Origin of the sequence: Methylobacterium sp. 10 (genome assembly GCF_000519085.1) — a bacterium.
Taxonomy (GTDB): domain Bacteria; phylum Pseudomonadota; class Alphaproteobacteria; order Rhizobiales; family Beijerinckiaceae; genus Methylobacterium.
This window is the reverse complement of the sequence record NZ_KI912577.1, coordinates 2,338,708-2,365,359: the sequence shown is the minus strand read 5'-3', so window position 1 is coordinate 2,365,359 and position 26,652 is coordinate 2,338,708. Positions and strand designations below refer to the sequence as shown.

Here is a 26,652-nt window from a genome sequence, read left to right as displayed (position 1 = left end):
AATCCATTTTAGATTATGCCCCCTCAAAATTTGGCGCGGGCATGATCGGGCATTTACCCGGGATCCAATACCGATGGCTGGTCGAGCCTCGACCCGCACGGCTCTCCAGTTCCGGTCCGCGTGATCCCGGCTGATGAGGAACGCGAAATGCCGACGCAGCGGGGGGCTGCGTCGGCATCCGGGAAAGTCACACAAACTTTTTCGCGGTACGTAGCCGAGCCTGCCCGAACTTGACGAGCTCGATCACTACGAACGGCGCGAAGGCCCCCAGACCGACGACCCCCCAGTCGGTTATCGTAAGCGGCACAGTACGCAGCACCTGCATCAAGGGGGGGAAATATACGGCGGCGAGTTGCAACACCACGCAGGCCGCCGTCGCCCCCCAGAGCCAGGCGTTCGTGAACAGACTAGATGTCAGTGCGGACCGACTCCGCGAGCGGGCGCTGAAGGCATGGACGACCTGGCTCATCGCCAGGGTCATGAAGGCGACGGTGACAGCGTGCCGGAGACCTTCCTCGCCGACGCCGTACCATTCCATCCCGACGGCGAACGCAACGAGCGTGCATCCCCCGAGGAGCAAGCCCTGCCAGACGATCAGCCAGCCGAAGGCCGGCGTCATCAGGGCCTGCTTGGGGTCACGTGGCGGGCGCGTCATCACGTCGGGATCGGACGGCTCCAACGTGAGCGCCATGGCTGGGAAGATGTCGGTGACGAGGTTGAGCCAGAGGATCTGCATCACGCCGAGCGGCATGGGCCACCCGATCATGACGGCGGCGAACACCGTGACAATCTCGGCGAGGTTGCAGGAGAACAGGTAGTGGATGAAGCGCAGGATGTTGCTGACGATCACCCGCCCCTGCTCGATCGCGCCGACGATGGTCGAGAAGTCGTCATCGGTGATGACCATGTCGGCGGCGTCCTTGGCCACCTCGGTCCCCCTGATCCCCATGGCGATGCCGATGTCGGCCTTCCGCAGGGCGGGAGCGTCGTTAACCCCGTCGCCGGTCATGGCGACCACGTTCCCGCGACGCTGCAGGGCGTCCACGATCCGCAGCTTGTGTTCGGGTGACACCCGGGCGAACACCGCGGCATCCGCCACCATAGCGCGCCAGCCGTCGACGTCGAGAGCGGCCAGATCCCTCGCGTGGACCGTCCTCAGGGCGGTCCCGTCAGGGGCGACGTCAAGGTCGAGTTGGCGCGCGATCTCGGCCGCCGTCGCCTCCTGGTCGCCGGTGATCATGACCGTGCGGATTCCCGCCGCGCGGCAGGTGGCGATGGTGGCCCTGACGCCGTCCCGCAGCGGGTCGGTCGATCCGACGAGCCCTACGAAGGTGAGGTCGCGCGTGAGGTCCGCTTCGACGAACCCCCGCGGCAACACGCGATGGGCCAACCCGAGGACGCGCAGGGCCGACGACGCGAGCGCCTCGTTCGCCGCTTCGATCCGCGCTCGGTCGATTGAAAGATACGATGCTGTGCCGTCCGCCCCCACGACCGAAACGCTGGCTTTCAGCACCTCCGCCGGTGCGCCCTTTACGTAGGCGACGTTGGTGCCCTCCGGCGTGACGTGCACCGTCACCATCAGCTTGGTGTCGCTGTCGAACGGGATCTCCCCGATCCGCGGGTAGGCCCTTGCGAGGTCGGCGAGGTCCAGCCCGGCCTTCTCGGCTGCCACGATGAGCGCGGCCTCGGTGGGGTCGCCGAGGGCCGTGGCGACCTCTATCGACCGATCCACCTTGGCGTCGTTGCACAGGGTGCCGATGCGCAAGGCGAGCCCGAGGAGCTCGTCATGCCCGATGTCGACGGCTTCCGCGTCGCGGCTGAACCCACCCGCCGCCGCATACCCCGCCCCGGTCACCTCGTACCGCCGCGCGGCGACATCGTACGCCCGCACCGTCATCTCGTTGCGGGTCAGGGTGCCGGTCTTGTCCGTGCAGATCACCGTGGTTGACCCGAGGGACTCGACCGCCGGGAGCCGGCGGACGAGCGCGTTCATACGGGCCATCCGCTGCATGCCGATGGCGAGCGTCATCGTCGTCACCGCGAGCAGGCCCTCCGGCACGGCCGCGACGGCGAGCGAGATGCCGACCTCGACCATATACAGAAGCGCGTTGCCCCGGAGCCAACCGACCAGGATGATGACGAGGCAGAGGGCGAGGACGATAACGAGGAGGGCGCGACTGAGCTGGGCGAGCTTCGCCTCCAGCGGCGTGCCGTGCTCGGCGACCCCCGCGATCAGCGCCCCGATACGGCCGATCTCAGTGCGAGGGCCCGTGGCGGTGACGATGAAGCGACCGCGGCCGGCGGTGACCGCCGTGCTCCGGTGGACCATGCTCGTCCTATCACCCAGCGCCGCCCCATGGTCGAGGACCGGGTCGGAGGACTTGGCGACGGGAAGGGACTCCCCCGTGAGCGCGGCCTCGTCGACCTGGAGGCGCGCCTGCTCGACCACCCGCCCGTCGGCATGCACGCGGTCCCCCTCCGAGAGGAGCACGACGTCGCCGGCGACGAGATCGGCCGTCTCGACCTGGTGGTCCCTGCCGTCCCGGACGACGCGGGCGAGCGAGACGGCGTGCTTGCGCAATCCGTCGAGGGCGGCGGCGGCCTTCCATTCCGTCACGAAGCCGATGGCGGCGTTGAGGAGGATCACGACGAGGATGGCCCCGGCCTCGATGCATTCCCCGAGCGCCAGCGCGACGCCGCAGGCGGCGATGAGCAGCACCACCATCACGCTCTGGAACTGATGCAGGAGGATCTCCAGCGCGGAAGCCAACGCGGCCTTCGCCAGCGTGTTGGGGCCGTCACGGGCCAGGCGCTTGGCCACGTCGGCGCCGCTCAACCCGTCGAGGATGTCGGTGTGAAGGTCCCTTGCCGTCTCGGCGGCCGAGCGCGACGGGAAGGGCACCGGCGTAGACGGCAGGCCGGTACCAATGGCGCTCGGTATCGCCTGCGCGGTCATGCCAGCATCAGGCGGTCGACGACCGCACGCACGCCGGGTGCGGACCAGGCCGCGCGTTCGGCGACCTCACGCTCGTGCCAGGCGTTCACGAAGCCTTCCAGGGTGACCTCGTCATCGACGACGGTGACCTGGATCGCATCGCCGTCCAGCTTGGCGTTCCGCTTCAGGGCCGCGAGGATCTTGGCCTTCACGTCGACAGCCTCGGCCGGGGGACGCACGGCGAGCAGGTTGAGGACGTCGGTGACGCCGGACAGCCTGCGGATGTCGGAGGCGGCGGCGACGCTCTGGAAATAGTACGGGACCGTCCCGTTGAGCGTGACGGCGCCCTTCTCGACCTTGACCTGGATGCCGTGGGCCTAAATGCGCGCGTCCCAGGCAAGGACGTTCAGGACACGTCCGGCGATCTCGACGTCGCCCGTCCTTTCCGTCTCCGGCCCGCGCACTTCGAGCGCCTCGGTGATGGCCCGTACGCCGCGCACCCTCTGCACGACCTTCTCGGCCGCGATTCTCTCGGCATAGGTCCCGACGCATCCGGAGAGACTGACCACGCCCTCGTCGACGGCGACGCCGATATGCGCAGAGCCGACGCTCGGGTCGAAGTCGAGTTCGTCGAGGATGTGCTGTCGAAGCAGGGTGTCGTCCATGATGATGCTCCCGGGTCCGGCGCATGCCGTTCCAATCGGGAACCTTCGTGAACGCGATGGCGCCCTCGGTCTTTGCGCAGGATCAAAACGGGACGACCGCTCAAGCCGCGACCGGGTACGTCGACGGAGGGAGCGGGATGCTGATCGAGGCTCCGACGCCGAGGGTTCGCCGGATGGGCCCGACCGAAACGACCATCGCGTCGCCGCCCCTCAGGGTCGCGTCGAGGACGTTCCTCACGGGATCGACGGTGACGACAAGGTCCCGGCCCCGCCACTGCACCGGAAAGGAAAGCCTGGTCCAACCGGCCGGCAGCCGCGGCTTGAACGAGAGGCCGTCGGACCGGACGACCAGACCGGCGAACCCGAAGATCGCCACGAGCCAGATGCCGCCCAGGGCCGCGATGTGGACGCCGCCGGCGATGGCCACGTGACTGTCACCGAGATCGATGGCGGATGTGTCGCGAAGGTAGCCCAGCGCCAATTCCGACCGTCCCAGCCGTGCGGCAGCGACCCCGTGCAGGGCGCGGCTGAGGGAGCTGCCGTGGCCGCAGCGCGGGGCGTAGTGGTCGAAGTTGACCGTCCCCGCGTCGCCCGAGAACTCATCGGGGAGCAAGGCAAGCAAGGCGACGACATCGGCCTGCTTGACCACCTGCGAGGCCTTGGTGCGCTCGCGCCCGAGGACGACATCCATCGGCACGGAGCGCCCGGCATAGGCCGTTAGGTCGATGGCCTCCAGGTCGTGGTAGCCCTCGAACTGCTCGAACAGGCCGGTCTCCGGATCGAGCCCGGTCGCCATCGCCGCGGCGGTCGTGCGCCAGCGTTCCAGTTCGTCGGCGGCCAAGCCGAGGCGTGTCGAGAGCGTCGCCCACCGGTCCGGCCAGCGTTCGCCCATCAGCGCCGCGACGTCCAAACCGCGAGAGAGGTTCCAGCGCGCCATGATGTTGGTGAAGGCGTTGTCGTCGATGGTCTCGTGGTACTCGTCCGGTCCGATGACCCCTCTGATGTGGCACAGGCCATCGGCTTCGAGGCCCGCGCGGCTCCACCAGAACCGCGCCGTCTCCAGGATGATCTCGGCGCCGGCCTCCAGCAGGAACGCCGTGTCCTCGGTCGCCTGCCAATACTGCCAGACGGCATAGGCGACGTCGGCGCTGACGTGCTGCTCCTGGGTGCCGCAGAGGATGTCGACGACCCTGCGGTCGGGACCGACCACCTGGGCGGGAGTCGCCTCGTCACCGGTGTCGGCGGACTCCCAGGCGTAAAGCGCACCGCGCCACCCCATCCCAGCGGCCTTGGCCCGTGCCGCGTCGAGGGTGCGGAAACGGTACGTCAGCAGGGCACGGGCCGCCTGCGGCCACGTCATCGCGTAGAAGGGCAGCAGGAAGAGCTCGGTGTCCCAGAAGACATGACCGAGATAGTCGTCCCCCGTCAGGGCACGGGCGCCGATGGACACGCGCTCGTCACCGGGGTCGGCCGCGGCGTTGAGATGGAAGACGGCGAACCGCAACGCCCTCTGGGCCTCCGGGTCGCCGTCGACCACGACGTCGCTTCGGTCCCATCGCTCGCGCCAGGCTGTCTCGTGACGTTCGAGGAGACCGCGCCACCCGAGCCCGGTCGCCAGGGCGAGGTCGGAGCGGGCTCGTCCGCCCGGATCGTCGACGGGTTCGTCGCCGCGCGTCACGGCGAGGATGCGTTGGAGCACGACTGTCTGGCCGGCCTGGACGCGCAGGCTCCAGGACCATCTGCCGGCGGTTCGGACGGTGGGGGGGTGCGTCCGTCCGTCGATGACTACCGCTGCATTGATGGCGATGGCGAGGGTCTTACCGGATTGCCGCGTGCGCCAGACGCCGAGGTCGGGTTCCGCCGTGACCGGGGCGAGGAGGGGTGACGCTTCCCCGGACGTCACGTCGAGCGTGATCTCGCCCATGCCCCGCTCGACGGCGAGCTCTACCAGTTGCAGGACGATGCCGCGCATATCCAGCGAGACGAGGCGAAGCGTGGACAGGCGGATGTCGAGGGCCGCCCCCGGGGGCTGCCGCGCCTGGGTCAGCAGGAGGCCGCGTCGCATGTCGAGGGTCACGTCGCGGGACGACGGGTCGGGGCAGGCGAGGTAGGGGCCGTCCGGCAGGCCGATGCGAAGCTGGAGCCAGTCGGGGGCCGGAAGGCGTTCGGGGATCGGGGCGCCCACGAGGGCCGTGTCGAACAGCCCAGCGACGTAGGTGCGCGGGGGAAGCGTCCGGCACGCGCCGAGATCCGTCGCGAGAGCCCCCCGGAGCCCGAGGAAGCCATTGCTGATCGCGAAGCGCGTCTCGAAGCTGCTCTCGCGCAGCGGGTCGTACCCGACCTCGCTCAGAAGCCAGGCCGGGTCGGCGGTCTGACGGAGTGCTCGGCCTATCGGGCGTGGTCCTGTCATGCGGCGGGCCCGTGCGTGGTGGATGTCGCCCGCTTGGGGATGATGACCTCGTCAAGGCTTGCCACCACGCGCTCGGCACCGGCAGCGCGCAGTCCATCGGCGTCATCCACCCTGGCGACGCCGAGGGTGGCCATGCCGCCGGCAAGCGCGGCAGCGATGCCGGCCGGCGCGTCCTCGACCACGATGCACCGTGTCCGGTCGACCCCAAGTTCTGCGGCCGCGAGGAGGAAGATCTCGGGATCGGGCTTTCCGTGCGAGAGGTTCCGGCCGCAGACGCTGACGGGAAATGCGTCGAACAGCGTCACACGGGGGTCGAGGACCACTGCGCGCATCATCGATTCCGCATTTCTAGAGGACGAGGCCGCGGCGATGGGCCAGCCGGCCGCCCTGAGCCTGCGGACGAGACGGAGCGCGTCCGGGAACGCGACCACCCCCTCCGTCTCGATGAGGTGCTCCAGGCATCGCTGCTTGGCCTCGGCATAGGCCGGAGCGGCATGCTCGGCGTTCGGCACGCCCATGGCGACCAGGGCGGCGAGGGCTCCGTCCAGCCGCGAGCGGCCGGCGACGACGGCCTGGTACGTCGCGGTGGTCAACCGGTCCGGGTCGGTGATGCCCTGAAGAGCCTCGCGCCATGCGCGTTCGTGTGGAGAGGCAAGCAGGACCCCGTCGACGTCGAAGATCCAGGCTTCCAGCAGCCTCGTCGAAAGGGTGACGTCCGCGACGGCCCTCAGGATACGAGCCACATGAGGCATACGACGGTCGCCGATCCGATGACGGCGAGCCCCATCATGCGGAGGCTCTCCGCCAATGGGTCGGGCGACGTTGATGCAGGCGCCACCTGTCCGTCGGCGGCATCGGTCCACGGTGCGACGTGCGTGTTCATGACGGGACAAATCCCTGATTGCCGGTCGTGCCCTGGTTCGACCGATCCCGACGCGAGGATGGCCGCATCGTCCCGTCCGATCCTTGCGCTGGATCAAGGATCGGGCCCGCCTCACCGCCTACGGTGGCCGGACGCCGGGACACGCCTCGACGTGGACGCCGGACAGCCTTTCACAGGGTAGGTCGCAAGCCATCCCCGGCATCGTCCAACCCGGCACGTCCCAGGAAACCAACATGTCCCACGACACCACCCTTCAGCACCGGGTCACGGCCGAGCTAATCTGGGATCCGGCGGTGACCTCATCGGAGATCGGCGTGACCGCAAAGGACGGCGTGGTGGCGCTCTCGGGCCAGGTCGGGACCTACGACGAGAAGCTCGCCGCCGAGGCCGCCGCCTGCCGCGTCGGGGGGGTGAAGGCCCTCGTGCAGGAGATCGAGGTCGTGGTGGAGCCTGCCCGCAAGCGGTCCGACGAGGACATCGCCGCGACCGCCATCGCCCGTCTCGCCTGGAACGTGGCCGTGCCGCCGGACCGCGTCTTCGTGAAGGTCTCGAAGGGCACCGTCACCCTGACGGGCGAGGTCGACCATCGCTTCGAGGCCGAGGTCTCCGAACGGGAAGTCCGGCAGTTGTCGGGGGTCGTCGCGGTAAACAACAGGATCGCCATCAAGCCGCAGGTCGACGTCGAGGCCGTGAGCGACAGGATCAGCGAGGCGCTGGACCGTTCGTGGCTGTTCGACCCGAAGACCGTGACCGTCACGGCCGAGGGGGGGACCGTCACCCTGGGCGGCACCGTGCGCACGATGCAGGAACGCCGAGAAGCGGTGGGCGCGGCCTGGGCCTCCCCGGGCACCACTGCGGTCGAGAACTACATCAGCGTCGTCTGAGTACAGCGCCACGCCTCCGTCGGGCATCGTGCGCCCGGCAGGGATACCCGTTCCCCGAAAGGCAATCAGACCATGACCAAGCCGCATCATGACCACACCCGGTCCGACGTCCACGAGGCGTCCGGTAATGACAAAGGCCGCCGCATCGAGGGCGCCGCCGACGAGATCTTCGCACGAGCCAATGATGCCATCCTCGACGTCGCCGACCGGGCCACGCACCTGGCGCAGAACACCTTGGAGCGTGGGCGCGCCGGCATCCGAGAGGCGGATCGGTCGACCCGGGCGGGGCATCCGAACGGAAGCGAACGAGGCGGCACGTGGCCGTTGGCCACCGCCCTTGCCGTCGGCGCCATGGGCTACGCCATCGCCACCCTGATCCGGGGCGCCGCGCGCAAGCGCGCCACCGACCTGGTGAGCCCCCTGCCGGACAAGGTCCCGTCCGCGGCGTCGGCCGAGTGATCGCCGCGACCCGACCCATCGACCCCGATATTCATGGAGAACGGTGCATGCCCCCAGAGACGAGCCCAACCAACGGCGAGATCCGCGACCGCGCCTTCCACCTCTGGGAGCGGCGCGACCGCCCGCATGGCCACGCGGACGAGTTCTGGCTTCAGGCCGAACGGGAACTCCACGGCGAGATGACCGGCCGGCCGGTGCTCCCCGACGGGGACTTCGTGAGGAGCGGATCGGGGTCCGATTGCTGCCGCTGACCCCCGGCCCTTGAACTCGTGAACGAAGACGAGCGTCCCCATGAGAGACCCTGACGCCGATGCGCCCCGCCCATAAGGAAAATCACCTGATCGACCGCATCGGCTGGCTTCGTGCAGCGGTGCTTGGGGCCAACGACGGCCTCGTCTCCACGGCAAGCCTCATCGTCGGCGTGGCCGCGTCCTCCGCCGCCTTCGGGGAGATCCTTGTCGCCGGCACGGCCGGCCTGGTGGCAGGGGCGATGTCGATGGCGGCGGGCGAATACGTCTCGGTCAGCTCCCAATCCGACACCGAGCAGGCCGATCTCGCCAGGGAGCGGCGCGAGCTTGAGGATGATCCGCCCGCCGAACGCGAGGAGCTTGCGGGGATCTATGTCGCGCGTGGACTGGACCGTGACCTCGCCCTGAGGGTCGCGGACCAACTCATGGCCAAGGATGCCCTCGGCGCCCATGCGCGGGATGAACTGGGCATCTCCGAGTTCACCACCGCGCGCCCGATCCAGGCCGCCTTGACGTCGGCGGCGACCTTCTCCGCCGGGGCAGCCCTGCCCCTGCTCGTGGCCGCGGTCTCGCCGACCACCCTTGTCGTCTACTCGGTCTCCGCCGCCTCGCTGGTCTTCCTGGCGGTCCTCGGGGCGCTGGGGGCCAAGGTCGGTGGTGCCGCGATCCCGAGGGCAACCGCGCGGGTCGCCTTCTGGGGCGCGGCGGCCATGGCCGTCACCGCGTGCATCGGCCACCTCGTTGGCAGGGCCGTCTGACGGAACCGGCCGATCCCGATCCGGCATCGGGCTAAGTTGCACGCATTCCCGGGGACGTTTGGACCAATGGATTGGGGGGATGATGCGGATCGCGCATGTATTGAAAGCCTGTCGGTGGCCTCACATCTTGATGATGTGACTTCCGGAGGCTGATCATGAGCAAGCCGGGCAACATCTACGTCGAGCCGCGCGAGCAGGGCGACTACGCCGTCCGTCGCGAGGGCTCGAAGCGGGCAAGCGACGTGCTGCCAACCCAGAAAACCGCCATCGACCGCGCGCGGGAACTGGAGCCGGACAAAAAGCCGAACGTGGCACGTGTGCGAAACACCAGCGCCGGCGGTCCTGACCAGTTCCGCAAGACCCGGTAGCCACCGCGGTCCTGTGACTGACGGCCCCGAGCCGGCGGCCGGTCTCCCGCCCGACCGAAGTTCCTGGTCGCGTCGGTCATTCGTTTCAGAACCCTCCACAGGCTCGGAATAGCCTGAGGATGCTAAATTTGCGCGAGGATGCGGCTCATGGCCCTGTCGCCACGCCGATAGCCCTAACGCGGTGCCTGGGACGCCTCAACCAGGACCGAGAGCGTCCGCGCCTCGTCAAGGCGTAGAAGCTTCCACCCCGACCGCTCGCCGCTGACGCTGACTCCCCGAACCTGAACCGCACCGGGTATCCCGGAGGCCATTTGGTTTGGGTCAGGCCGCCAAGGCTTGGACCTCGACGTGGGCATGATAGCGCGCTTCGGCCTCGGCGGGAGGGATACTCCCGATCGGTTCGAGCAGGCGGCGGGTGTTGAACCAGTCGACCCATTCGAGGGTGGCGAACTCGACGGCCTTGGAGGACCGGCATGGTCCACGCCCATGGATCACCTCGGCCTCGAACAGGCCTTTGATCGTCTCGGCCAGCGCGTTGTCGTAGCTGTCGCCGAGGCTGCCGGCGGACGGCTCGACCCCCGCCTCGGCGAGGCGCTCGGTGTAGCGGATCGACAGGTATTGCGAGCCCCTGTCGCTATGGTGCACGAGCCCACCACCCTGGTGGGGACGACGCTCGTGCAGGGCCTGCTCCCAGGCATCCAGCACGAAGGCAGCGTGAGCCGTCCGAGAGACCCGCCAGCCGACGATGCGGCGGGCGAAGACGTCGATCACGAAAGCGATCATTGTCGAAGCCAGACCAGGTCGCGACGTAGGTGAAGTCACTGACCCACAGGGCGTTGGGGCATGGTGCCTTGAACTGTCGGTTGACCCGGTCGAGCGGGCACAAGGCTGCCGGATCGGGGATCGTCGTCCGGACCGTCTTGCCCCGCACGACACCCTTCAGTCCCATCGCCCGCATCAGCCGCGCGACGGTACAACGGGCCACCACGATCCTGTCCCGGCCGAGCTGCCGCCAGACTTTCCGTACGCCGTAGACGTGGAAGTTCGCCTCGAACACGCGCCGTATCTCGACCATCAGCGCCGCGTCGCTCCTGGCTCGTGCCGGTCGCCTGCCGGGATTGGCACGCCGCGCGGCATGGGCATGGTACGTCGACGGGGCGGTCGGCAGCACCCTGCAGATCGGCTCGACCCCGTAGACGGCCCGATGGTCGTCGATGAACGCGATCATGTCCGCGACCGGCGGTCGAGCTCGGCAAACGCAAAATACGCCGACGCCTTCCTCAGGATCTCGCTGCGCGGTCCTTCGGTTCGTTGGCTTGGCGCAGTTCACGGTTCTCGCGCTCCAGCGCTTTGATCCGCTCGCGCTCGTCCGTGGTCGGGCCTTCAGGGTTCAGGATGCCCGAAAAACACGCGCTCAGCGCAAACCGATTTGCTGGGGAAGGCCAAGAACCGGAGCCGCTTGATCCGAGCCGCGCAACTACGACGTCCCGGATCCGACGGCCGAACTCTGACCTGCCCAAGGACATGAAGTCGGGCTCGAAGCTACGCAGACGAGTTGCGCAAGCTGCCATTCGGTGGATTACATCCGCACGCAGCCGCCGGGCAAAGGCGCAGCGTTTTGGACCGCCGAGGTCACGATAATGGTGACAGTGTTTCACGCGCCAATCATGGAGGAGGACACAAAGGCGATCGCTGCCTATCTCGCGGCCGCCTATTGATCAGCGGCCAGCGACGTTACCTCACGGAATTGCCGTGACGAACGCCCCGATCTGCGCCTGGGCGAGGGTCAAAGTCTGGCCAAATGACTGATCGCTGAAATAGACCCGGCCCGCGGTCAACGTCAGGGCCAAAGTCCAGAAGACTGCGATCGCGGCATTGCGCGCCCGACGATCACCCTGCACCATGAACGCGGTGCGGTCTTCTCCCAACGGTTCGCCATATGGGTCGAAGCTGGTGGAGTTGACGTCGGAACGTGTGGTCATGGACGATAAGATCGGGCTTTGCTTGGTACCGATCAATGGATGAGTTTTTTGAAGTTCCGAAGGTACGGAGAGTCGTTTCCTCTTTTTTTCAATCGACGTGGAAGTTTCTTTCCGGAGAGCCAGAAAACATCTCCGAGTAGGTAGAATGGACGTGAAGGCAACCACGAATCCGACTATCCCGGCAGGGGCAGCCATATCGCGAAGGCGATCGACGCTTCTGCCGGGCATAGCCCTCTGCCTCGGCGTTACCGGAATCGCCATGGTCATCCAGGCCTGGGAGGAACGGGCCACCGGGCATCCCTATATCGAGGCGCTCGTTATCGCGATCCTGTTCGGCATCGCGATCCGTACCGTCTGGATGCCGGGCGAGCGCTTCCGTGCAGGGATCGCTTTCAGCGCCAAGCAGCTGCTCGAACTGGCCGTGACGTTGCTGGGAGCCTCCGTCAGCCTCGGCGCCATCGTCGCCTCTGGACCGGCACTGCTCACTGGCATCGTCGGCACAGTGTTCCTGGCGATCACCGCGAGCTACGCCATCTGCCGGGCCCTCGGCCTGCCCGCCCGGATGGCGATCCTGGTCGCCTGCGGCAATGCCATCTGCGGCAACTCGGCCATCGCCGCCGTGGCGCCGGTTATCGGGGCCGACAGCAAGGACGTCGCCGGCTCCATCGCCTTCACAGCCGTGCTCGGCGTGCTGATGGTGCTCGGTCTGCCCCTCTTCATTCCGCTTGCCGGCCTATCGGACCACCAGTACGGAGTGCTGGCGGGCCTCACGGTCTATGCCGTGCCGCAGGTCCTCGCAGCCACCGTGCCCGTGGGGCTGCTCAGCACCCAGGTCGGCACATTGGTCAAGCTGGTGCGGGTGCTGATGCTGGGGCCCGTCGTCATCGCGTTCTCGCTCATTGCCCATCGGCTGCCCCCGGTAGACGGTGTTCGGACGGCGCCACCGGGGCGGCTCGGCTTCACCAAGCTCGTGCCGTGGTTCATCCTCGGTTTCCTCGGCCTGGCCACCCTGCGCTCCTTCGGCCTCATCCCTGAGGGAGCTACCGGTCCGGTCAAGCAAGTCGCCAGTTTCCTGACGATCATGTCCATGGCCGCCCTCGGTCTCGGCGTCGATGTCCGGGTCCTGGCGCGCATGGGCGGCCGGGTGACCCTGGCCGTCACCAGCTCTCTCGCCGTCCTCCTGGCCATCAGCCTGATCCTCATCCGGGTCCTCGGCATCTCCTGATCGCCTTATCTGCGGTGCGTGGAAAGCGTGCCGGGCCGAACGGGAGTGGTGACGTCGGCGGCGACCGGTTACGGGTTGACTGTCCGCGTGCAGCGCGATCCCGCATCCTCCTGAATCGGTCGTCCGATGGTCCATACCGGCTACAATCCCGCCCTCGTCGCCCTGTCCATCGCCATCGCTATCTTCGCCTCCTACACCGCCCTGGACCTCGGATCGCGGGTGAACGGTGCGGCAGGAGGGCGTCGCTTCGCCTGGATCGGCGGGGCGGCACTGGCGATGGGGAGTGGCATCTGGTCGATGCATTTCGTCGGGATGCTCGCCTTCGAGATGGGGATACCCGCAGCTTACGATGCCGGTCTCACCATGATCTCTCTGCTCATCGCCATCGGCGCGACCGGCGCCGCCTTTGCATGGGTCGGCCGGACGGGCGCTGGTACTCGCGATGTCCTGGTGAGCGGACCCCTGATGGGAATCGGCATCGCCAGCATGCACTACACCGGTATGGCAGCGCTGCATGTGCCCGGCAACCTGGCCTACAGCCTTCCCATCGCCACCTTCTCGATTCTGATCGCGGTGACGGCGGCGACCTTGGGTCTCTGGCTGACCTTCCGGCATCACGGGGTCTGGCAAAAGATCCTGGCGGCCTTCGTGATGGGATTCGCCATCGCCGGAATGCATTACACCGGCATGGCCGCCGCGACCTTCACCGCCGAGGAAGCGGGCGCCCATGCAGGCCATGTCTCCGCCCTGGCCCCGAACCAGCAGAACCTCGCCCTCATCGTCGGCGGCGCGACCTTCCTTATCCTGTTCCTCGCCATGCTGGCCTCTTCCATCGACCAGCAGCGCGTACAGCGTGAGCTGATTGCCAGCGAGGCACGGTTCCGCGCCGCGGTTCAGGCCGTGCGCGGCGTGCTCTGGACCAACGATGCCGAGGGCCGGATGGTCGGAGAGCAGCCGGGTTGGTCGGCGATCACCGGACAATCGCGGGAGGAGTACCAGGGTTTTGGATGGGCCGACGCCGTGCATCCGGACGATTCCCAGCCTACCATCGAGGCCTGGTCCGCAACGGTCCGGGAGAAGCGCACCTTCGTCCACGAGCACCGTGTCCGCGCGAGCGACGGGGCGTGGCGGCATTACGCCATCCGCGCGGTCCCGGTCCTCGCCCCTGACGGGGGAATCCGTGAATGGGTCGGCGTGCATACGGACATTACCGAGCAACGCCAGGCCGAGGCGGAACTTCGAGAATCGAACGAGGAGATCCAGCGGTACGCCTATATCGTCAGCCACGACCTTCGCGCACCGCTCGTCAACGTCATGGGTTTCACGAGCGAACTCGATGCGACGCGGGACGAGATCCGCTCTGCTCTGAAAGGTCACTCGGATGCAGCCAGAATCGATGCGGATCTCGGCGAGGCCCTCGGCTTCATCAGCGCGGCGGTCACCCGCATGGAGAGCCTGATCGCCGCAATCCTCAAGCTGTCGCGCGAAGGGCGGCGGAGTTTCACGCCGGAACCGCTCGATCTTCAAGCGCTGTTCCAGCGTCTCGCCGATGCCCATCGCCATCAGACCGACGCTTCCGGCGCGGAAGTAATTGTCGCATCCGATCTGCCGAGAATTACCGCCGATCGACTGGCAATGGAGCAGATCTTCGGTAACCTACTCGATAATGCGGTGAAGTATCTCGATCCCGCGCGAACCGGCCGCATCGCCATCACGGCCACGGCCGTCGAGGCGAGAATCCGCATCGACATCAGCGATAACGGCAGGGGCATCGCCGAACGCGACCATGCCCGCGTCTTCGAACTCTTCCGCCGCTCAGGCACGCAAGACCGGCCCGGTGAAGGGATCGGTCTCGCTCATGTGAAAGCTTTGGTCCGCTCGCTGGGCGGACGGATCGACGTCACATCCAAGCTCGGGGACGGCACTACCTTCAGCGTGACGCTGCCTCGCGGGAGCGCTACAGCTTTGAATGAGGGAGCCCGAGCGACGTCCCTCGCAGCAGAATGAAGCGTGGTCCGAACGTGCAACCCGTCAGTATCGTGATGATCGAGGACGATGTGGGCCATGCCCGCCTCATCGAGCGCAACATTCGCAGAGCGGGCGTCAACAACGAGATCATCCCGTTCCGGGATGGGACGTCGGCGCTCGCCTATCTGCTCGGCCCGGACGGCTCGGGGGAAGCGAGCGCCAAACGCGCCCTCCTGATCCTGCTCGATCTCAACCTGCCCGATATGACCGGCATCGACATTCTGGAAAAGGTAAAGGCGAATCCCCACACGCGGCGCTCGCCTGTGGTCGTCCTTACCACCACGGATGACAGCCGCGAGGTGCAGCGCTGCTACGATCTCGGCGCCAACGTCTACATCACCAAGCCGGTGAATTATGAGGGCTTCTCCAACGCCATCCGTCAACTTGGGCTGTTCCTTTCCGTGATGCAGGTGCCCGAGAATCCATGACGGTTTCAGCATGAGCGCCCCCGTCCACCGGGAGCGCGGCCGCGTCCTCTACGTCGATGACGATCCCGGTCTCGGGCGTCTCGTGCAGAAGGCCCTGAACGCCCGCGGCTATGCCGTGGAACTCGCCATCACCGGCGACGAGGGGCTCGCACGCCTGAGCCGAGGCGGTATCGATCTCGTGGCTCTCGATCATCACATGCCGGGTCAGACCGGCCTCGACGTGCTGCCCGCCATCCGCGCCATGCCCTTTGCCCCGCCGGTGATCTATGTCACCGGGTCGGAGGACAGCCGCGTCGCCGTCGCTGCCCTGAAGGCGGGAGCCGTGGATTACGTCTGGAAGGATCTGCAGGGACAGTTCCGCGAACTCCTGGGCGAGGCCATCGATACCGCGTTGCGCCAGGAGGCCATGCGGCGCGACAAGGAACGCGCCGAGGCGGAGGTCCGTGAGGCCCGGGACCGCGCTGTCATGCTCCTGCGCGAGGTCAATCACAGGGTTGCCAATTCGCTCGCCCTGGTAGCGGCGCTGACACATATGCAGACCAACGCGGTCTCCGACCCGGCAGCGAAGGCGGCCTTGCGTGAAATGCAGGCGCGGATCTCGGCCATCGCCGGCATTCATCGCCGACTCTACACCTCGGACGACGTCGAGGCGGTGGAACTCGACGCCTATCTCGCGAGCCTCGTCGAGGAGTTACAGGGGGCGATGAAGGCGGCGGGTCGCGACCACGCCATTCGCCTCATCGCCGAGCCTATCCGCCTCCCCACCGACAAGGCGGTGTCCGTCGGCGTGGTCGTCACAGAGCTCGTCACGAATGCCTACAAATACGCGTATCCGCCGGACGTCCTGGGCGAGATCCGGGTCGTGGTAGGCAGCGATGGCGCGGAGAGCGTAAGGCTGACCGTGGAGGATGACGGCATCGGCTGGTCCGGCGAGGGCCAGCCTCGCGGGACCGGTCTCGGCTCCCGCATCGTCAAGGCCATGGCCTCCAACCTGCGATCAGCGCTGGTCTATCGTTCGGATGGCCCCGGCACGAAAGCGACCCTGCTGTTCCAAGGCTGAGAAAACTGCCGTCCTGCCAGTGAGCCTTTCGTTCAGCTTCCCGTGCGGAATGCACGCATTCGCGTGCCCTCTCCCATTGTATAGCTGGGACCGGATCAGGAAGCCTGTCGTCGTCTCGCGCAAGACGGACAACTTGGCCCTTCCGGTGGCGGTCGCCGAACAGGTCGTATCGACGCGCCGAGCCAACGCCTCACCCTGTTTTAGCTCTTTGATGTGTCGCAGCTTTTGATCGTAGAACCGGGGGCCGCTTCTGCGAAACCTGCTTAGCGCGGGCCTAGCCGAAAACCGGACGAGGCGAGGCTCGTCCGGCTCGAAGGGTCGCGTTCAGTTCACGCCGAGCAGTTCGACATCAAAGATGAGCGTGGCGTTCGGTGGGATCAGGCCACCGGCGCCGCGCGCGCCATAGCCGAGGTCGGATGGGATGATGAGCGTGCGCTTGCCACCGACCTTCATCGTGGCGACCCCTTGGTCCCAGCCGCCGATGACCTGACCGATGCCGAGGGTAAAGCTGAAAGGCTGGCCGCGGTCGCGTGAGGAATCGAACTTCTTGCCGGGTTTGCCGCCGTCGTCGAGCCAGCCGGTGTAGTGGACGCTGACCTTCTTGCCGGTCTGCGGCGAGGGGCCGGTGCCGACGACTTCGTCGCGATATTGCAGGCCCGAAGGCGTGGTCACGGTCTCGGCGGATGCGGAAGCGGTCATGGCGATCAACAAGGCTCCGGTAAGGGCAAGAAGCGGACGACGCATGGGGATAGTTCCTGTCTGGCGTGCCGAACAGGCCGACTAGCACGGCTGCGCCCGCGCGTCAGCGCCTGCTCAAGATCCGCTTGATCAGCGCCTTGGCGTCCCGTTCGATCATGGCGAGGCATATGCGCAGATCCACCGGGAGCAGGCGCCCCCCTCCCCTCGGGGCGGCGACGATCTCGCAGATCGTCTCCCGGTCCGGAAAGACATCCTCCAGGACAGAGCCCGCCAGCGTCGCCGAATCGAGGCGCCGGGCAAACTCCGTCTCGTGCAGCGCCTCGATGATCTGGGCCTCCAGCAGAAGTCCCGGAGCGCTGGAGCGCTCGGTCTCGTCGTATGTCGTCTTCAAAAGGGTGGCCGTGCCGCCCGCCAGGAGGGCGAGGCTGATCGAGAGGGGGCGGCCGTCCAGCCGAAGGATGTCGGCTCGCAGCCCGACCGGGCCGTTCGCATCGGCGAACAGGCCCAACGCGAAAGCCTCATGCTGCGGGCGACAGGCAAGCGCCGTCCCGGCCCTGCCCTTCCATCCCGCCCGTTCCAGGGTAAGGAAACCGGCGACGGCATCGTCCAAGGATTCACCGTGGGTGGCGACATCGAGGCTGAGCGTGCCACGCTTCGACAGACGACGATGGCGACGGCGCAGATCCTTCATGCGCGAACGGTGCGGATGGTCTGCGAGGAAGGCGGCATATGACGTGCGGCGCTCCACAATCGGCCGCTCGAAACGGTGGGCGACACCGTGCTGCCAGCCCGCGCGATCCATCGCCGCCAGAAGTTCCCCACCGAGCTTTGTCGAGGTGGGAAGGAGCGGCCAGCGCCAGATTCGGCCATCGGAGGCAGATCGCAGACCCGTCACCAGCAGGTCGAGAATCTCCAACAGATCCGGGTCGTCGGCGACGAGTGGGCTCGTTTGCGTGATGAAGGGCGAGAGGAAGGGCCGCACCACCTTCGATCCCAGTCCGCTGACGTCGCGCCTGCATGCGAATGGCAGCAGCGCATCGAGGCCGTTCGGCCCTTGCACCGCAACGAAGGTAAGGTTCGCATCGGCGAGCCCCGCAGCGTGGTGGGCCGCGATCACATGGCGGCTGTAATGCGGATGCGTGGTGAGCGCCCGGCCCATCAGGGCGTCCCAGGCATCGGGATCGGCGGCTAATTCCGAGTAGGTCACGATCGAGACGGAGCGTCGACCCTTCACCCCTTGAAGTTCCGTTTTCATGAGTGGGCGCGGCCTGAAAACGGCAGGACCGGCGTGACGATGCCGTGCACGAAGAAAGCTGCCACTGCCATTCCGGCTCCGCGAAGGGCGGTGGCCAGCGCCATGGCGATGGCGGCTCCCATGACACCCATCAATGGGACTAGGGCCACACATAGGAGGGCTGCCACGGCCAGCATCGCCAGGGTGATGGCGGCGCCGAGACGCTCGCCGTCGATCATGGTCAGCAGATCCTCGCCGGGCCCGAACAGGCTGGCGCCGACATGGCCAACCACCAGCACGGCAAGGAGGGGGAAGCTCACTCCGAATTCCGGTCCGAACATAGTGAGCAGGAACGGCCCCGCTGCGACGATGAGGAGACCGACCGTCACTGTGGCAGCGAAGGTGAGCTGAGCCTGGATGCGGACAAAGCGTTTCAGACCTGCGACATCCGCCGATGCATGGATGGCGGCAAAGCGCTGAGCGGTGGCCGCGGACGCCGCATAATGCACGAAGGGGACGAATTGCTGAATCCGCGTCGCGACGAAATAGAGGCCTACTGCCGTTGGCGGCATCAGCACACTGAGGATGACCACGTCGACCATGTTGAAGGCCGAATGCGCGAGATCGGCCGCCCCGATCGGGAGGCAGGCCCGGAGCCAAGCCCGCCAACGATAGTGCGGTATCTCGGAGGGTAGGACCGCGCGCAGACGTAGGATGAGAAGCCATGCCTGGACAGCCAGGGCAATGCCCGTGGCGGCCAGGGTGCAGGCGACGGCAACCCACGCCTCCGCCGGTGCACCGATGGCGACCGCACCCAGCATGGCCGCCATGATCAGGCCCTGGCGGAGGAGATAGGGTGGCGCAATGGCAAGCACCGCCCAGTTCTGACTGCGCGCGACTCCCTCGAGAAAATCCTGCAGGGTGAAGAGTGGTAGAACGAGTGCGGCAAGGAGTAGTGGACCGGCATACGGCCCTCCGAGGAGGGTACCTTGCATCCAGACCAGCGCGAGGCCGAGGCATGCGACGGCGCATGCGCACGCACCGGTCACCCATGCGCCCCCGATCAGGAACCCACGGACATGAGCGAGGTCGCCCCTCGCCTGATCAGCGGGTAGAAATCGGCAAGCGCCCTGGGCGAATCCCAGCGTCGAGGAATGCCCGAGGATGGCGATCCAAACCCAGATCGAGGCGAAAATACCGTATTCCGTCCGTCCCATCAGGCGTGCCATCAGCACCTGCGCCCCGTAGGCGAAGAGGGCGGCCACGATACGGATGGCGAAGACGTCGAGGGCCGCCCCCGCGGCACCTGAGCGGAACGTCTTGAAGCGGACAATCGCCGCGCCGAGGGTGCGCCCCTCCGTCCCGTCCGTCGCTAATCCCACTTCGGCCCTCTGAGATCTAAAGTCCGATCCTGGTGCATCATTCCGGAAACTGGGATTCCGTTTTCCGAGACGGGTACCCACGACCAGGACTTTTACAGCATCGCTCCAACGTCGATGTGCAGGGCGACGCCAGTTGGGGCCGGGCTAATGGAAACGGAGCGCGCCAGAGTCGTTGCGCGTCACGGTTTGTCCTGAACCGATGTACCGTCACTCCGTGGCGGCGATGGCGGCTTGACCGACGCATCCTTCGGCGGCGCGACGATCAGGGCCGGCGTACCGGCCGTCCCTGTCGCGGCCGGGTCGGGTTGGAGCAGAGAGAGAGTGATGGCCCGCGTCACATGTTCGGCCATGCAGCGCAGCCCGAGGTCGTTGAGGCGAAACTGGCGCCCCAGCATATGCGCTTCGCCCTTGTCACTGCTGCCGGACAAGTAGCGCATCGCCTCGTAGCGCTGCACCAGGGGAACACCTTCGCGCAGGGCCACCTCCTGTACCTTGCGGACGATGCTGCTGTAATACTCGTCCTGAGCCAACGACGCGGTATAAACGGGATTGACCAGCACCACGTCGATCTCGTGCGACTTGATCCACTGAACCGTTTCGTCGAGGGCGCTTGCGAACGCATCGAGATCGACGCGGGCGAGTGCATCGTGGGTGCCGACCTGCCAGACTACGAGATCGGGCTCCACCTCCGCCACCATACCGCGAAGGCGCTCGGCCGCGCCGGAAGCGATCTCGCCCTGCATGCCCCGGCTCTCGACCTCCACATCCACGTTGGGAAGCGAGCGCTCCAGGGCCGTCTCCAGCTTGACCGGATAGGTCGCCGAGGCTCCGGCGCCGGCCGAGGACGAACCGATGGCCAGTACGCGCACCGGACGCTTCTCCTTGAGCGCCGCCTTCACCGCACCCAACCGGGCGAGGGTGTAGAGCTTGGAGCCCGGCACCCGGCATTCGGGAGACAGGCTCACATCAACGGCTTCCGACGCCTCGCCGCCGGGAGCGGGCGCCGCCGCTGTCGGCGGTGAGATGATCGTCGCACCACCTTCCGCCCCGGCCTGCGATGATCCGACGATCATTCCCAGGGAGGCGAGGCCGAGGGAGATCAGGAGTGCCGAGGTTTGCGCGAGCGCCATTCGACGAACCATGCAGTGAAGCCCAGAGCGAACAAACCGAATCCCATGACGGCGACATCCACCAGGATGCCGCCCCCCGTCCAAAACCGCACGAGTTGTGCAGCAAGGCTCAGGAGCGAACCAATGGAGAAGACTGCCAGTGAATTACGGCCGAGTCCCGTCAAATATCGACCGACCGCACCGACATGCGGGACGACGAGCGCGTAGACGCCCTGGAATGCGAGCAGCACCCCGATGAAATGGATCAACCGGGCGGGCGACAGGTAGGTCTTGTCAAAGGAGAAGATGAGGCGCGGATCAGGAACGAGCAACGGATCGGGCCGGAGGTCGAACACCGAAAGAACGATACCGAGCACGACGATGACGACACCCAAGGGCATCAGCCGCCGCGACCAGCGCCGCAGCGTATCGGATTGGCGGTTCAGATCCTGCCCGACGAATCCAAGTACGAGCAGGAGTTGCCAGCATAGGGGATCGAAAAACCAATCCCCCTCCCCTGGCCAGGATGGCAGGTTCCATTCGAAGACGAGGCTTGCGGCATAGAGCGCGAAGGACAGGCCGAGCGCCGCGATCCGGCTCACCCGAGCCAGCAGGATGAAGACGGGGGCAATGCCCAGGAGCACGACGTACAGCGGCAGGATGTTGAAGAAGCCGAGCTGATGCGTGAGCAGCACGAAACCGACGGTGGTCTGTATGGGGTCCGCGAAGAAGCCGCCGGCATTGTGCCATTCGAGAAGAAGCGGGTTGTCGAGAAGGAGAGCCGTTCCGGCGATCATGGCCAGAGCGATCGCCATCGTCGTAATCTGGGCGCGGTAGACTTCAATCGTGCGGGAGAGGAGACGGAGAACGCTTTTCAGGCGTGCCTCCGGCTGTCCGTCGCGCCCGCGAGTGGCGATCCCGATCGACCATCCGGCCAGGAACACGAACAATTCGGCCGCATCCGAGATGCCGTATTGCGAGTAGGTGTAGCGCTCGAACGTGTTGCCCGGGATGTGGTTGACGTAGATCGTCACGAGGGCGAGGCCGCGCCAGAAGTCGATCGCGTTCGGTTCGCGCATAAGGGATCCGAACTCCGGAATGTCGGGCGGGTTGGTGGAGCGCGAGGCGGAATCGATGGCCTCCTCGCAGCGCAACGGCACGGTCTGATAATGCGGTACGCGGCAATCTGCAAAGGCCGTATCCTGGCGCTCTCGCATGGGATGAATCCGCACTGTGGCCGATTTATCGGGGACATGGCCGGCGCGGAAACTTATGCTCAGCCGATGCCGTACCCACCGGACGTGTCGATGTCAGCCAGTCCCCCCAACGACGCCCAGCCGATTCCCACTGGGGTTCCTGGTCTCGATGCGATCCTGTCGGGAGGGTACGCCGCACAGCGCGCCCACCTCGTCGAGGGACGGCCCGGCGGCGGCAAGACGACCCTCGGCCTGCAGTTTCTCCTCGACGGCGTCGCGAGGGGCGAGACATGCCTCTACATCACCCTGTCGGAGAGCCGCCGCGAGTTGATGTCCGTGTCCGAGCGGCACGGCTGGTCGCTGGAGGGGATCGAGATCTACGAACTCGTTCCACCGGAACTCAGCCTGGATTCGAAGCTGCAGCAGAGCCTCGTCCATTCGTCCGACCTCGAACTCGGTGAAACAGTGCGGATGGCTCTCAGCGAGATGGAGCGGGTGAAGCCGAGCCGCGTCGTGTTCGACAGCCTGTCGGAGATCAGGCTTCTGTCGCAGGGGTCGCTGCGTTACCGGCGCCAAGTGCTCGCGCTGAAGAGCTACTTCCTCCTCAACGACGTCACCGCGCTGATGCTCGACGATCTCAGCGCCGAGCACGACGACCTCAACCTGCATTCCATCAGCCACGCCGTGATCCGCCTCGAACAGGTGACGCCGGCCTATGGTGCTCCGCGGCGACGCATCCACGTGATCAAGATGCGAGGCACGGAGTATCAGGGCGGCTACCACGATTTCGTCATCCGGAAGGGCGGCATCCTGGTGCATCCGCGCCTGGTCGCAAGCGACCATCTGAGCAGCTTCGAGACAGGCTCGGTGGAAAGCGGCGTCGCCGAACTCGATCGGGTTCTGGGCGGCGGCCTCGACCGGGGAACGACGAGCCTCATCATCGGGCCATCGGGCGCCGGCAAATCCACCCTCGCCATGAGCTACCTGGTGGCCGCCCTGGACCGTGGCGAACGCGGCCTCATCATCAGCTTCGACGAGACGCGCGGCATCCTGCTGCAACGCGCCCGGAGTGTGGGGATGCCCCTGGCGGATTTCATCGAGGCCGGATCGCTGCAGATCGAGCAGATCGATCCCGCCGACGTGTCGCCCGGCGATTTCGCGGGGCGCATCCGCACTGCGGTGGAGCAGGACGCGACCAGAATCGTCATCATCGACAGCCTCACGGGCTACATGACCGCCATGGCGGGCCAGCCCCACCTCGTCTTGCAGATGCACGAGCTCGTCACCTACCTGAACCAGCAGGGCGTCGTGACGATCCTGATCCTCGCCCAGCACGGCATGGTGGGCAAAATGGAATCGCCGGTGGACCTGACCTATGTCAGCGACACCGTCGTGATGCTGCGCTTCTTCGAGGCCGGCGGCCGGGTTCGCCGGGCCTTGTCCGTTCTCAAGAAGCGGACCGGTCCGCACGAGGACACGATCCGCGAGTTCAAGATCGACGCCGGCGGATTGCGGGTCGGCGAGCCCCTACAAAAATTCCGCGGTGTCCTGACGGGCGTGCCCACCTATGACGGGAGTGGCGACAATCTTCTCGTCGAACGTATCGAGGCGGATGGAGAGACCCTCAACGAGCCCGGACGCGATGCCGCATCCTGAACCGGTCGTCCTGATCCTCGCACCTCTGGGACGTGACGCGACGGTGGCCTCGGCAATTCTGGCGGAGGTGGGTATCGCTTCGGATTCGATCTCGACCCTCGACGCCTTGGTGGCCGGCCTCGATGGCGCCGCCTGTGCGGTGATGACCGAGGAAGCCTTGCTGCGCTGGGACCGCAACGCCATCGCCCAATGGGTCGAAAGGCAGCCGCCCTGGTCGGACTTTCCCTTCGTGCTGCTCAGCTCTCGCGGCGGTTCGCCGGATGTGCGGTTGACCGATCTCCTGGGCAACGTGACCGTGCTGGAACGGCCGTTCCACCCTGCGGTGCTGGCCAATGCAGTGCGCTCCGCCCTGCGGGCCCGGCGGCGGCAGCGCGAGGTGCAGGCCTATCTGGAGGAACGCCAGCGGACGCACGAGCGGCAGGCCCTATTGATCCGAGAGCTTCACCACCGCGTCAAGAACACGCTCGCCACCGTCCAGGGGCTCCTTGGAGCGACGGCGCGCTCCACCAAGGACGTGAACACGTTTTATCAGTCGTTTTCGGACCGAATCGTCTCGCTGGGCAAGACGCACAACCTGCTCACCGAGGATTACTGGCAGACGGCCCCGCTCCGCGAACTGCTTCAAAACGAGCTCGGTCATTACAACGATGCGACCACCAGCCGGATTGTTCTCGATGGACCGGCGATCGAACTGGCCGCGGATCTCGCCGTCCCCACCGGCATGGCAATCCACGAACTGACCACGAATGCGACCAAGTACGGCGCGCTGTCGCTGCCATCCGGTCGGATCGCGGTTCGCTGGAGCGTCGACCGGCGAGAGGCCGGGCGGGTGCTCGATCTGAGCTGGACGGAAACAGGCGGCCCTCCCGTGAAGCCTCCGGAGCGCAAGGGTTTCGGCTCGACGCTGCTCCAACGCGTGCTCGCGCAGCAATGCAATGCCGAAGTCGTCATTGCCTATGACGCCGAGGGCCTGCGGTTCCAGATGATCGCCCCCCTGCCGGAGGACCGGCTGGTCCCCGCATACTGACCCGTCGGGATCAGGATTTCACGATCCGGTCGAGGCGGCCGTTGACGAAGAAGTACAGTTCCTTGGCTCCCGGCTCGCTGTAGAGCACCTGGACCTCGCGACCGGAACGCCCCTCCCCGACCAGCACGTCCGTCGCGGGCTTTCCCTTGAGCCGGACGAGATCGCACTCGCCGATCCCAGGCTCGATCACGGTCGCGGTACCCGGCGCGGCCTGACTGCAGCTTCCATCGGCATTGAGGACCGGCCCAGTGACGCTCGGCGACGGGGCCGGCGAGACGGCTACAGGAGCCTGCACTCGCACCGGTGCTTCGCGCTCGCTCGTGGTGCAGGCACCGAGGACTGCGAGGCTCGCGACATACGCGGCGGCCATTCTCAGGCGAGGCGAGGCGTTCGTCACTTCACGTCCTTCGCAGTGCCGGCCCGCGCCTTCAGTGCAACGGCGTAGAGATCGGAGGCATCCTTGTGGAAGGCCGCACGAGAGTCCGGCCGCGAATAGAACATATGGCCGCCCGGATACACCGCGAGGTCGATCCGCCTGTCGCCGCCGAAGGCCGGGAGTTGGTCGATCAGGAGCTTCGAGGTGAAGTACGGCGTCACGAGATCGGTGAAGCCGTGGGCCACGAGGACGCGCAGGTTGCCGTCGAGGGCCATGACGCCGCGAAGGGCGCCGAGGGATTCCGGTGCCATGCGCCCGCCGCCCCATCCCCAACCCCGGCTGACCGCGCCGTTGAGAAGTTCGTAGCGAAGGTCGGGCACGCGATAGTTCAGCTTCGCGCCGTAGAGCTCGATCATCGCGCTCGTCAGCGGCGCCTGCATCGCGGTGAGCAACGGGTCCTCGAAGCCGGAGAAGGTCGCGGCCGGGTCCGGATCCCACCCGGTGATGCCGGTATCGTAGGCGCTGGCGACACGGCCCTCGTCCGCACCGATCTCGCGCTGGACGCTGTTCGAGCTCAGGCGACCGGCCTGACGCCGGACGAAGGCCGGATCGAGACCGGTGATGGCTCCCACCCTGTCGCCGAGCCGTGCCAGAGCCGCCTGGTCGGACGGGCCCTTGAGCAGATCGGCGAGGTAATCGCCGGTGGCATAGGCCTCGGTCTCGGCCAGAGCCTTCCGGCTCGGCGTACCGCCGGCCCGCTCGATGGCGCCGGCGGCGTAGGACGGCAGTTTCGTCACGTGGCCCCAAGGGGTCGAGCGCGGCGATTGCAGCCAGGCGAAGTCGAGCACCGGCGACAGAAGGACCATGCCGGAAAGGCCGATGCCGATCTCTTCCTGCAGCTTTGCCGCGATGAGCGGCCCGCGAAAGCCGCCATAGCTCTCGCCGACGAAGAATTTGGGCGCCGCGATCCGGTCGTTCGTGCGCAGCCACCGGGCAATGGCTGAGGATAGCACTGACGCATCGGCATCGACGCTCCAGTAGCGCTTGGCGTCGCCATCTGCCGCGCGGCTGTATCCCGTGCCCACGGGATCGAGGAAGACGAGGTCGGTGAAATCCAGCCATGTACCGTCGTTGGGGACGAGGCTCACGGGCGTAGACGGGCTTATGCTCATGCCGTCGAGGGGCAGGCGCCAGGGTCCGATCGCGCCGATGTTGAGATAGGCCGAAGCCGCGCCGGGGCCGCCATTGATCGCGAAGGTCACGGGCCGGGTCGCCTCGCTCCTGTCCGCGAGACGATAGGCGATGAAGGCGATCTCCGCCTGGAGCTTTCCGCCCTCATCCACCAGGGGCAGGCTGCCGGCGGTGGCGGTGAAGCGCAGGGTGCGGCCATCCGGCAGGGTGACGCTGTGCTCGGTGGTGACGTCGGAGGGAAGCTTGCGTCCTTCCGGCCCTCGCGGCTCGGTGGCCCGCCGCTCCTGCGGCCTGTCGCCCGCTTGAGGCGATTGTGCCATGCCCGGTTGAGCGGTGACGAGGGCGATGGCGGACAGGGCGAGGGCGAGTAGCCTCGCGCCGCCATCGCGACGGCTCGGGGTCGAGACGATCAAACCTCGGATCATGCGGCTCCCTTTGCGGTGATAGGC

Annotated in this window: 22 protein-coding genes, 2 pseudogenes and 1 other annotated feature; of the genes and pseudogenes, 11 read left to right on the top strand and 13 right to left on the bottom strand. The window is 66.8% G+C overall.

Annotated elements, in window-relative coordinates:
- Window positions 1–187: 187 nt before the first annotated feature.
- The 4 genes and pseudogenes from K368_RS24365 to K368_RS24355 form a co-directional block, all read right to left on the bottom strand.
- Window positions 188–2,956: an HAD-IC family P-type ATPase gene (locus K368_RS24365; protein WP_051439837.1), complete on the bottom strand. Its 2,769-nt coding sequence runs from the start codon at window positions 2,954–2,956 to the stop codon at window positions 188–190.
- A pseudogene (locus K368_RS24360) lies at window positions 2,953–3,600 on the bottom strand (BON domain-containing protein). The gene K368_RS24365 and the pseudogene K368_RS24360 overlap by 4 nt, the downstream one beginning before the upstream one ends.
- A 100-nt stretch (window positions 3,601–3,700) precedes the next feature.
- On the bottom strand, window positions 3,701–6,010 hold the full coding sequence (locus tag K368_RS0110860; protein WP_027172439.1) for a glycosyl hydrolase family 65 protein: 2,310 nt from the start codon (window positions 6,008–6,010) through the stop codon (window positions 3,701–3,703).
- Complete coding sequence (locus K368_RS24355) at window positions 6,007–6,762, bottom strand: HAD-IA family hydrolase (protein WP_081739546.1); 756 nt, start codon at window positions 6,760–6,762, stop codon at window positions 6,007–6,009. Before K368_RS24355 ends, K368_RS0110860 begins: the two co-directional genes overlap by 4 nt.
- A 364-nt stretch (window positions 6,763–7,126) precedes the next feature.
- Between K368_RS24355 and K368_RS0110850 the strand changes: the two genes are divergently transcribed.
- The 5 genes from K368_RS0110850 (at window position 7,127) to K368_RS0110830 (ending at window position 9,610) form a co-directional block, all read left to right on the top strand.
- Window positions 7,127–7,777, top strand: coding sequence for a BON domain-containing protein (locus K368_RS0110850; protein ID WP_027172438.1), 651 nt, complete (start codon window positions 7,127–7,129; stop codon window positions 7,775–7,777).
- A 72-nt stretch (window positions 7,778–7,849) separates the two neighbouring features.
- A complete protein-coding gene (locus K368_RS0110845) occupies window positions 7,850–8,236 on the top strand; it encodes a hypothetical protein (protein ID WP_027172437.1) in 387 nt (128 codons plus the stop codon).
- 47 nt (window positions 8,237–8,283) lie between these two features.
- Window positions 8,284–8,487, top strand: a complete 204-nt coding sequence (locus tag K368_RS0110840) for a DUF2934 domain-containing protein (protein ID WP_027172436.1) — start codon at window positions 8,284–8,286, stop codon at window positions 8,485–8,487.
- A 59-nt stretch (window positions 8,488–8,546) separates the two neighbouring features.
- Window positions 8,547–9,242, top strand: a complete 696-nt coding sequence (locus K368_RS0110835) for a VIT family protein (RefSeq protein ID WP_027172435.1) — start codon at window positions 8,547–8,549, stop codon at window positions 9,240–9,242.
- Between the two features lie 155 nt (window positions 9,243–9,397).
- On the top strand, window positions 9,398–9,610 hold the full coding sequence (locus tag K368_RS0110830) for a DUF2188 domain-containing protein (protein WP_027172434.1): 213 nt from the start codon (window positions 9,398–9,400) through the stop codon (window positions 9,608–9,610).
- Window positions 9,611–9,931: 321 nt separating this feature from the next.
- Here K368_RS0110830 and K368_RS24350 read toward each other — a convergent pair.
- Both K368_RS24350 and K368_RS0110815 read right to left on the bottom strand, forming a co-directional pair.
- A pseudogene (locus K368_RS24350) lies at window positions 9,932–11,028 on the bottom strand (IS3 family transposase).
- Window positions 10,764–10,880: a sequence feature (AL1L pseudoknot), on the bottom strand. (Overlaps the previous pseudogene by 117 nt.)
- 321 nt (window positions 11,029–11,349) lie before the next feature.
- Entirely contained in the window at window positions 11,350–11,592 is a 243-nt protein-coding gene (locus K368_RS0110815; RefSeq protein WP_027172433.1) for a hypothetical protein, read from the bottom strand.
- A 145-nt stretch (window positions 11,593–11,737) separates the two neighbouring features.
- Here K368_RS0110815 and K368_RS0110810 point away from each other — a divergent pair, with 145 nt between their 5' ends.
- The 4 genes from K368_RS0110810 to K368_RS0110795 all read left to right on the top strand — a co-directional run bounded on the left by K368_RS0110810 (window position 11,738) and on the right by K368_RS0110795 (window position 16,333).
- Window positions 11,738–12,817: a YeiH family protein gene (locus K368_RS0110810; RefSeq protein ID WP_027172432.1), complete on the top strand. Its 1,080-nt coding sequence runs from the start codon at window positions 11,738–11,740 to the stop codon at window positions 12,815–12,817.
- Between the two features lie 126 nt (window positions 12,818–12,943).
- Window positions 12,944–14,824 carry an MHYT domain-containing protein gene (locus tag K368_RS0110805; RefSeq protein WP_027172431.1) on the top strand — a complete coding sequence of 627 codons (1,881 nt, stop codon included), beginning with the start codon at window positions 12,944–12,946 and terminating at the stop codon, window positions 14,822–14,824.
- A 35-nt stretch (window positions 14,825–14,859) separates the two neighbouring features.
- Window positions 14,860–15,273 (top strand): response regulator, encoded by a 414-nt coding sequence (locus K368_RS0110800; protein ID WP_197031071.1) that lies wholly within the window; start codon window positions 14,860–14,862, stop codon window positions 15,271–15,273.
- Window positions 15,274–15,283: 10 nt separating this feature from the next.
- Window positions 15,284–16,333 carry a response regulator gene (locus K368_RS0110795; protein ID WP_027172429.1) on the top strand — a complete coding sequence of 350 codons (1,050 nt, stop codon included), beginning with the start codon at window positions 15,284–15,286 and terminating at the stop codon, window positions 16,331–16,333.
- Between the two features lie 324 nt (window positions 16,334–16,657).
- On the opposite strand, the gene K368_RS0110790 is transcribed toward K368_RS0110795, so the two are convergent.
- The 5 genes from K368_RS0110790 to K368_RS0110770 all read right to left on the bottom strand — a co-directional run bounded on the left by K368_RS0110790 (window position 16,658) and on the right by K368_RS0110770 (window position 21,836).
- Window positions 16,658–17,077 carry an FKBP-type peptidyl-prolyl cis-trans isomerase gene (locus K368_RS0110790; RefSeq protein WP_027172428.1) on the bottom strand — a complete coding sequence of 140 codons (420 nt, stop codon included), beginning with the start codon at window positions 17,075–17,077 and terminating at the stop codon, window positions 16,658–16,660.
- Between the two features lie 58 nt (window positions 17,078–17,135).
- Window positions 17,136–18,287 carry a GNAT family N-acetyltransferase gene (locus tag K368_RS0110785; RefSeq protein WP_051439836.1) on the bottom strand — a complete coding sequence of 384 codons (1,152 nt, stop codon included), beginning with the start codon at window positions 18,285–18,287 and terminating at the stop codon, window positions 17,136–17,138.
- Complete coding sequence (locus K368_RS0110780; protein ID WP_027172426.1) at window positions 18,284–19,648, bottom strand: lipopolysaccharide biosynthesis protein; 1,365 nt, start codon at window positions 19,646–19,648, stop codon at window positions 18,284–18,286. Before K368_RS0110780 ends, K368_RS0110785 begins: the two co-directional genes overlap by 4 nt.
- A 179-nt stretch (window positions 19,649–19,827) precedes the next feature.
- Window positions 19,828–20,778 carry a GDSL-type esterase/lipase family protein gene (locus tag K368_RS0110775; RefSeq protein ID WP_027172425.1) on the bottom strand — a complete coding sequence of 317 codons (951 nt, stop codon included), beginning with the start codon at window positions 20,776–20,778 and terminating at the stop codon, window positions 19,828–19,830.
- Window positions 20,748–21,836 carry an OpgC domain-containing protein gene (locus K368_RS0110770; protein ID WP_027172424.1) on the bottom strand — a complete coding sequence of 363 codons (1,089 nt, stop codon included), beginning with the start codon at window positions 21,834–21,836 and terminating at the stop codon, window positions 20,748–20,750. Before K368_RS0110770 ends, K368_RS0110775 begins: the two co-directional genes overlap by 31 nt.
- A gap of 228 nt (window positions 21,837–22,064) precedes the next feature.
- On the opposite strand from K368_RS0110770, the gene K368_RS0110765 reads away from it, so the two are divergent.
- Both K368_RS0110765 and K368_RS0110760 read left to right on the top strand, forming a co-directional pair.
- Window positions 22,065–23,609, top strand: coding sequence for an ATPase domain-containing protein (locus tag K368_RS0110765; RefSeq protein ID WP_036266189.1), 1,545 nt, complete (start codon window positions 22,065–22,067; stop codon window positions 23,607–23,609).
- Window positions 23,596–24,636 (top strand): sensor histidine kinase, encoded by a 1,041-nt coding sequence (locus K368_RS0110760; protein WP_027172422.1) that lies wholly within the window; start codon window positions 23,596–23,598, stop codon window positions 24,634–24,636. The genes K368_RS0110765 and K368_RS0110760 overlap by 14 nt, the downstream gene beginning before the upstream one ends.
- Window positions 24,637–24,646: 10 nt before the next feature.
- Here K368_RS0110760 and K368_RS0110755 read toward each other — a convergent pair whose 3' ends face one another.
- Both K368_RS0110755 and K368_RS0110750 read right to left on the bottom strand, forming a co-directional pair.
- Window positions 24,647–25,033 (bottom strand): hypothetical protein, encoded by a 387-nt coding sequence (locus tag K368_RS0110755; protein WP_245259559.1) that lies wholly within the window; start codon window positions 25,031–25,033, stop codon window positions 24,647–24,649.
- On the bottom strand, window positions 25,030–26,628 hold the full coding sequence (locus K368_RS0110750; protein WP_027172420.1) for a peptidase S10: 1,599 nt from the start codon (window positions 26,626–26,628) through the stop codon (window positions 25,030–25,032). The genes K368_RS0110755 and K368_RS0110750 overlap by 4 nt, the downstream gene beginning before the upstream one ends.
- Window positions 26,629–26,652: the final 24 nt, after the last annotated feature.

What these genes read in the sequence shown, in the direction of transcription:
- K368_RS24365 (WP_051439837.1), bottom strand. Translation starts at nt 2,956, where the DNA reads ATGACCGCGCAGGCGATACCGAGCGCCATTGGTACCGGCCTGCCGTCT.
- K368_RS0110860 (WP_027172439.1), bottom strand. Translation starts at nt 6,010, where the DNA reads ATGACAGGACCACGCCCGATAGGCCGAGCACTCCGTCAGACCGCCGAC.
- K368_RS24355 (WP_081739546.1), bottom strand. Translation starts at nt 6,762, where the DNA reads ATGCCTCATGTGGCTCGTATCCTGAGGGCCGTCGCGGACGTCACCCTT.
- K368_RS0110850 (WP_027172438.1), top strand. Translation starts at nt 7,127, where the DNA reads ATGTCCCACGACACCACCCTTCAGCACCGGGTCACGGCCGAGCTAATC.
- K368_RS0110845 (WP_027172437.1), top strand. Translation starts at nt 7,850, where the DNA reads ATGACCAAGCCGCATCATGACCACACCCGGTCCGACGTCCACGAGGCG.
- K368_RS0110840 (WP_027172436.1), top strand. Translation starts at nt 8,284, where the DNA reads ATGCCCCCAGAGACGAGCCCAACCAACGGCGAGATCCGCGACCGCGCC.
- K368_RS0110835 (WP_027172435.1), top strand. Translation starts at nt 8,547, where the DNA reads ATGCGCCCCGCCCATAAGGAAAATCACCTGATCGACCGCATCGGCTGG.
- K368_RS0110830 (WP_027172434.1), top strand. Translation starts at nt 9,398, where the DNA reads ATGAGCAAGCCGGGCAACATCTACGTCGAGCCGCGCGAGCAGGGCGAC.
- K368_RS0110815 (WP_027172433.1), bottom strand. Translation starts at nt 11,592, where the DNA reads ATGACCACACGTTCCGACGTCAACTCCACCAGCTTCGACCCATATGGC.
- K368_RS0110810 (WP_027172432.1), top strand. Translation starts at nt 11,738, where the DNA reads ATGGACGTGAAGGCAACCACGAATCCGACTATCCCGGCAGGGGCAGCC.
- K368_RS0110805 (WP_027172431.1), top strand. Translation starts at nt 12,944, where the DNA reads ATGGTCCATACCGGCTACAATCCCGCCCTCGTCGCCCTGTCCATCGCC.
- K368_RS0110800 (WP_197031071.1), top strand. Translation starts at nt 14,860, where the DNA reads ATGATCGAGGACGATGTGGGCCATGCCCGCCTCATCGAGCGCAACATT.
- K368_RS0110795 (WP_027172429.1), top strand. Translation starts at nt 15,284, where the DNA reads ATGAGCGCCCCCGTCCACCGGGAGCGCGGCCGCGTCCTCTACGTCGAT.
- K368_RS0110790 (WP_027172428.1), bottom strand. Translation starts at nt 17,077, where the DNA reads ATGCGTCGTCCGCTTCTTGCCCTTACCGGAGCCTTGTTGATCGCCATG.
- K368_RS0110785 (WP_051439836.1), bottom strand. Translation starts at nt 18,287, where the DNA reads ATGAAAACGGAACTTCAAGGGGTGAAGGGTCGACGCTCCGTCTCGATC.
- K368_RS0110775 (WP_027172425.1), bottom strand. Translation starts at nt 20,778, where the DNA reads ATGGCGCTCGCGCAAACCTCGGCACTCCTGATCTCCCTCGGCCTCGCC.
- K368_RS0110770 (WP_027172424.1), bottom strand. Translation starts at nt 21,836, where the DNA reads ATGCGCGAACCGAACGCGATCGACTTCTGGCGCGGCCTCGCCCTCGTG.
- K368_RS0110765 (WP_036266189.1), top strand. Translation starts at nt 22,065, where the DNA reads ATGTCAGCCAGTCCCCCCAACGACGCCCAGCCGATTCCCACTGGGGTT.
- K368_RS0110760 (WP_027172422.1), top strand. Translation starts at nt 23,596, where the DNA reads ATGCCGCATCCTGAACCGGTCGTCCTGATCCTCGCACCTCTGGGACGT.
- K368_RS0110750 (WP_027172420.1), bottom strand. Translation starts at nt 26,628, where the DNA reads ATGATCCGAGGTTTGATCGTCTCGACCCCGAGCCGTCGCGATGGCGGC.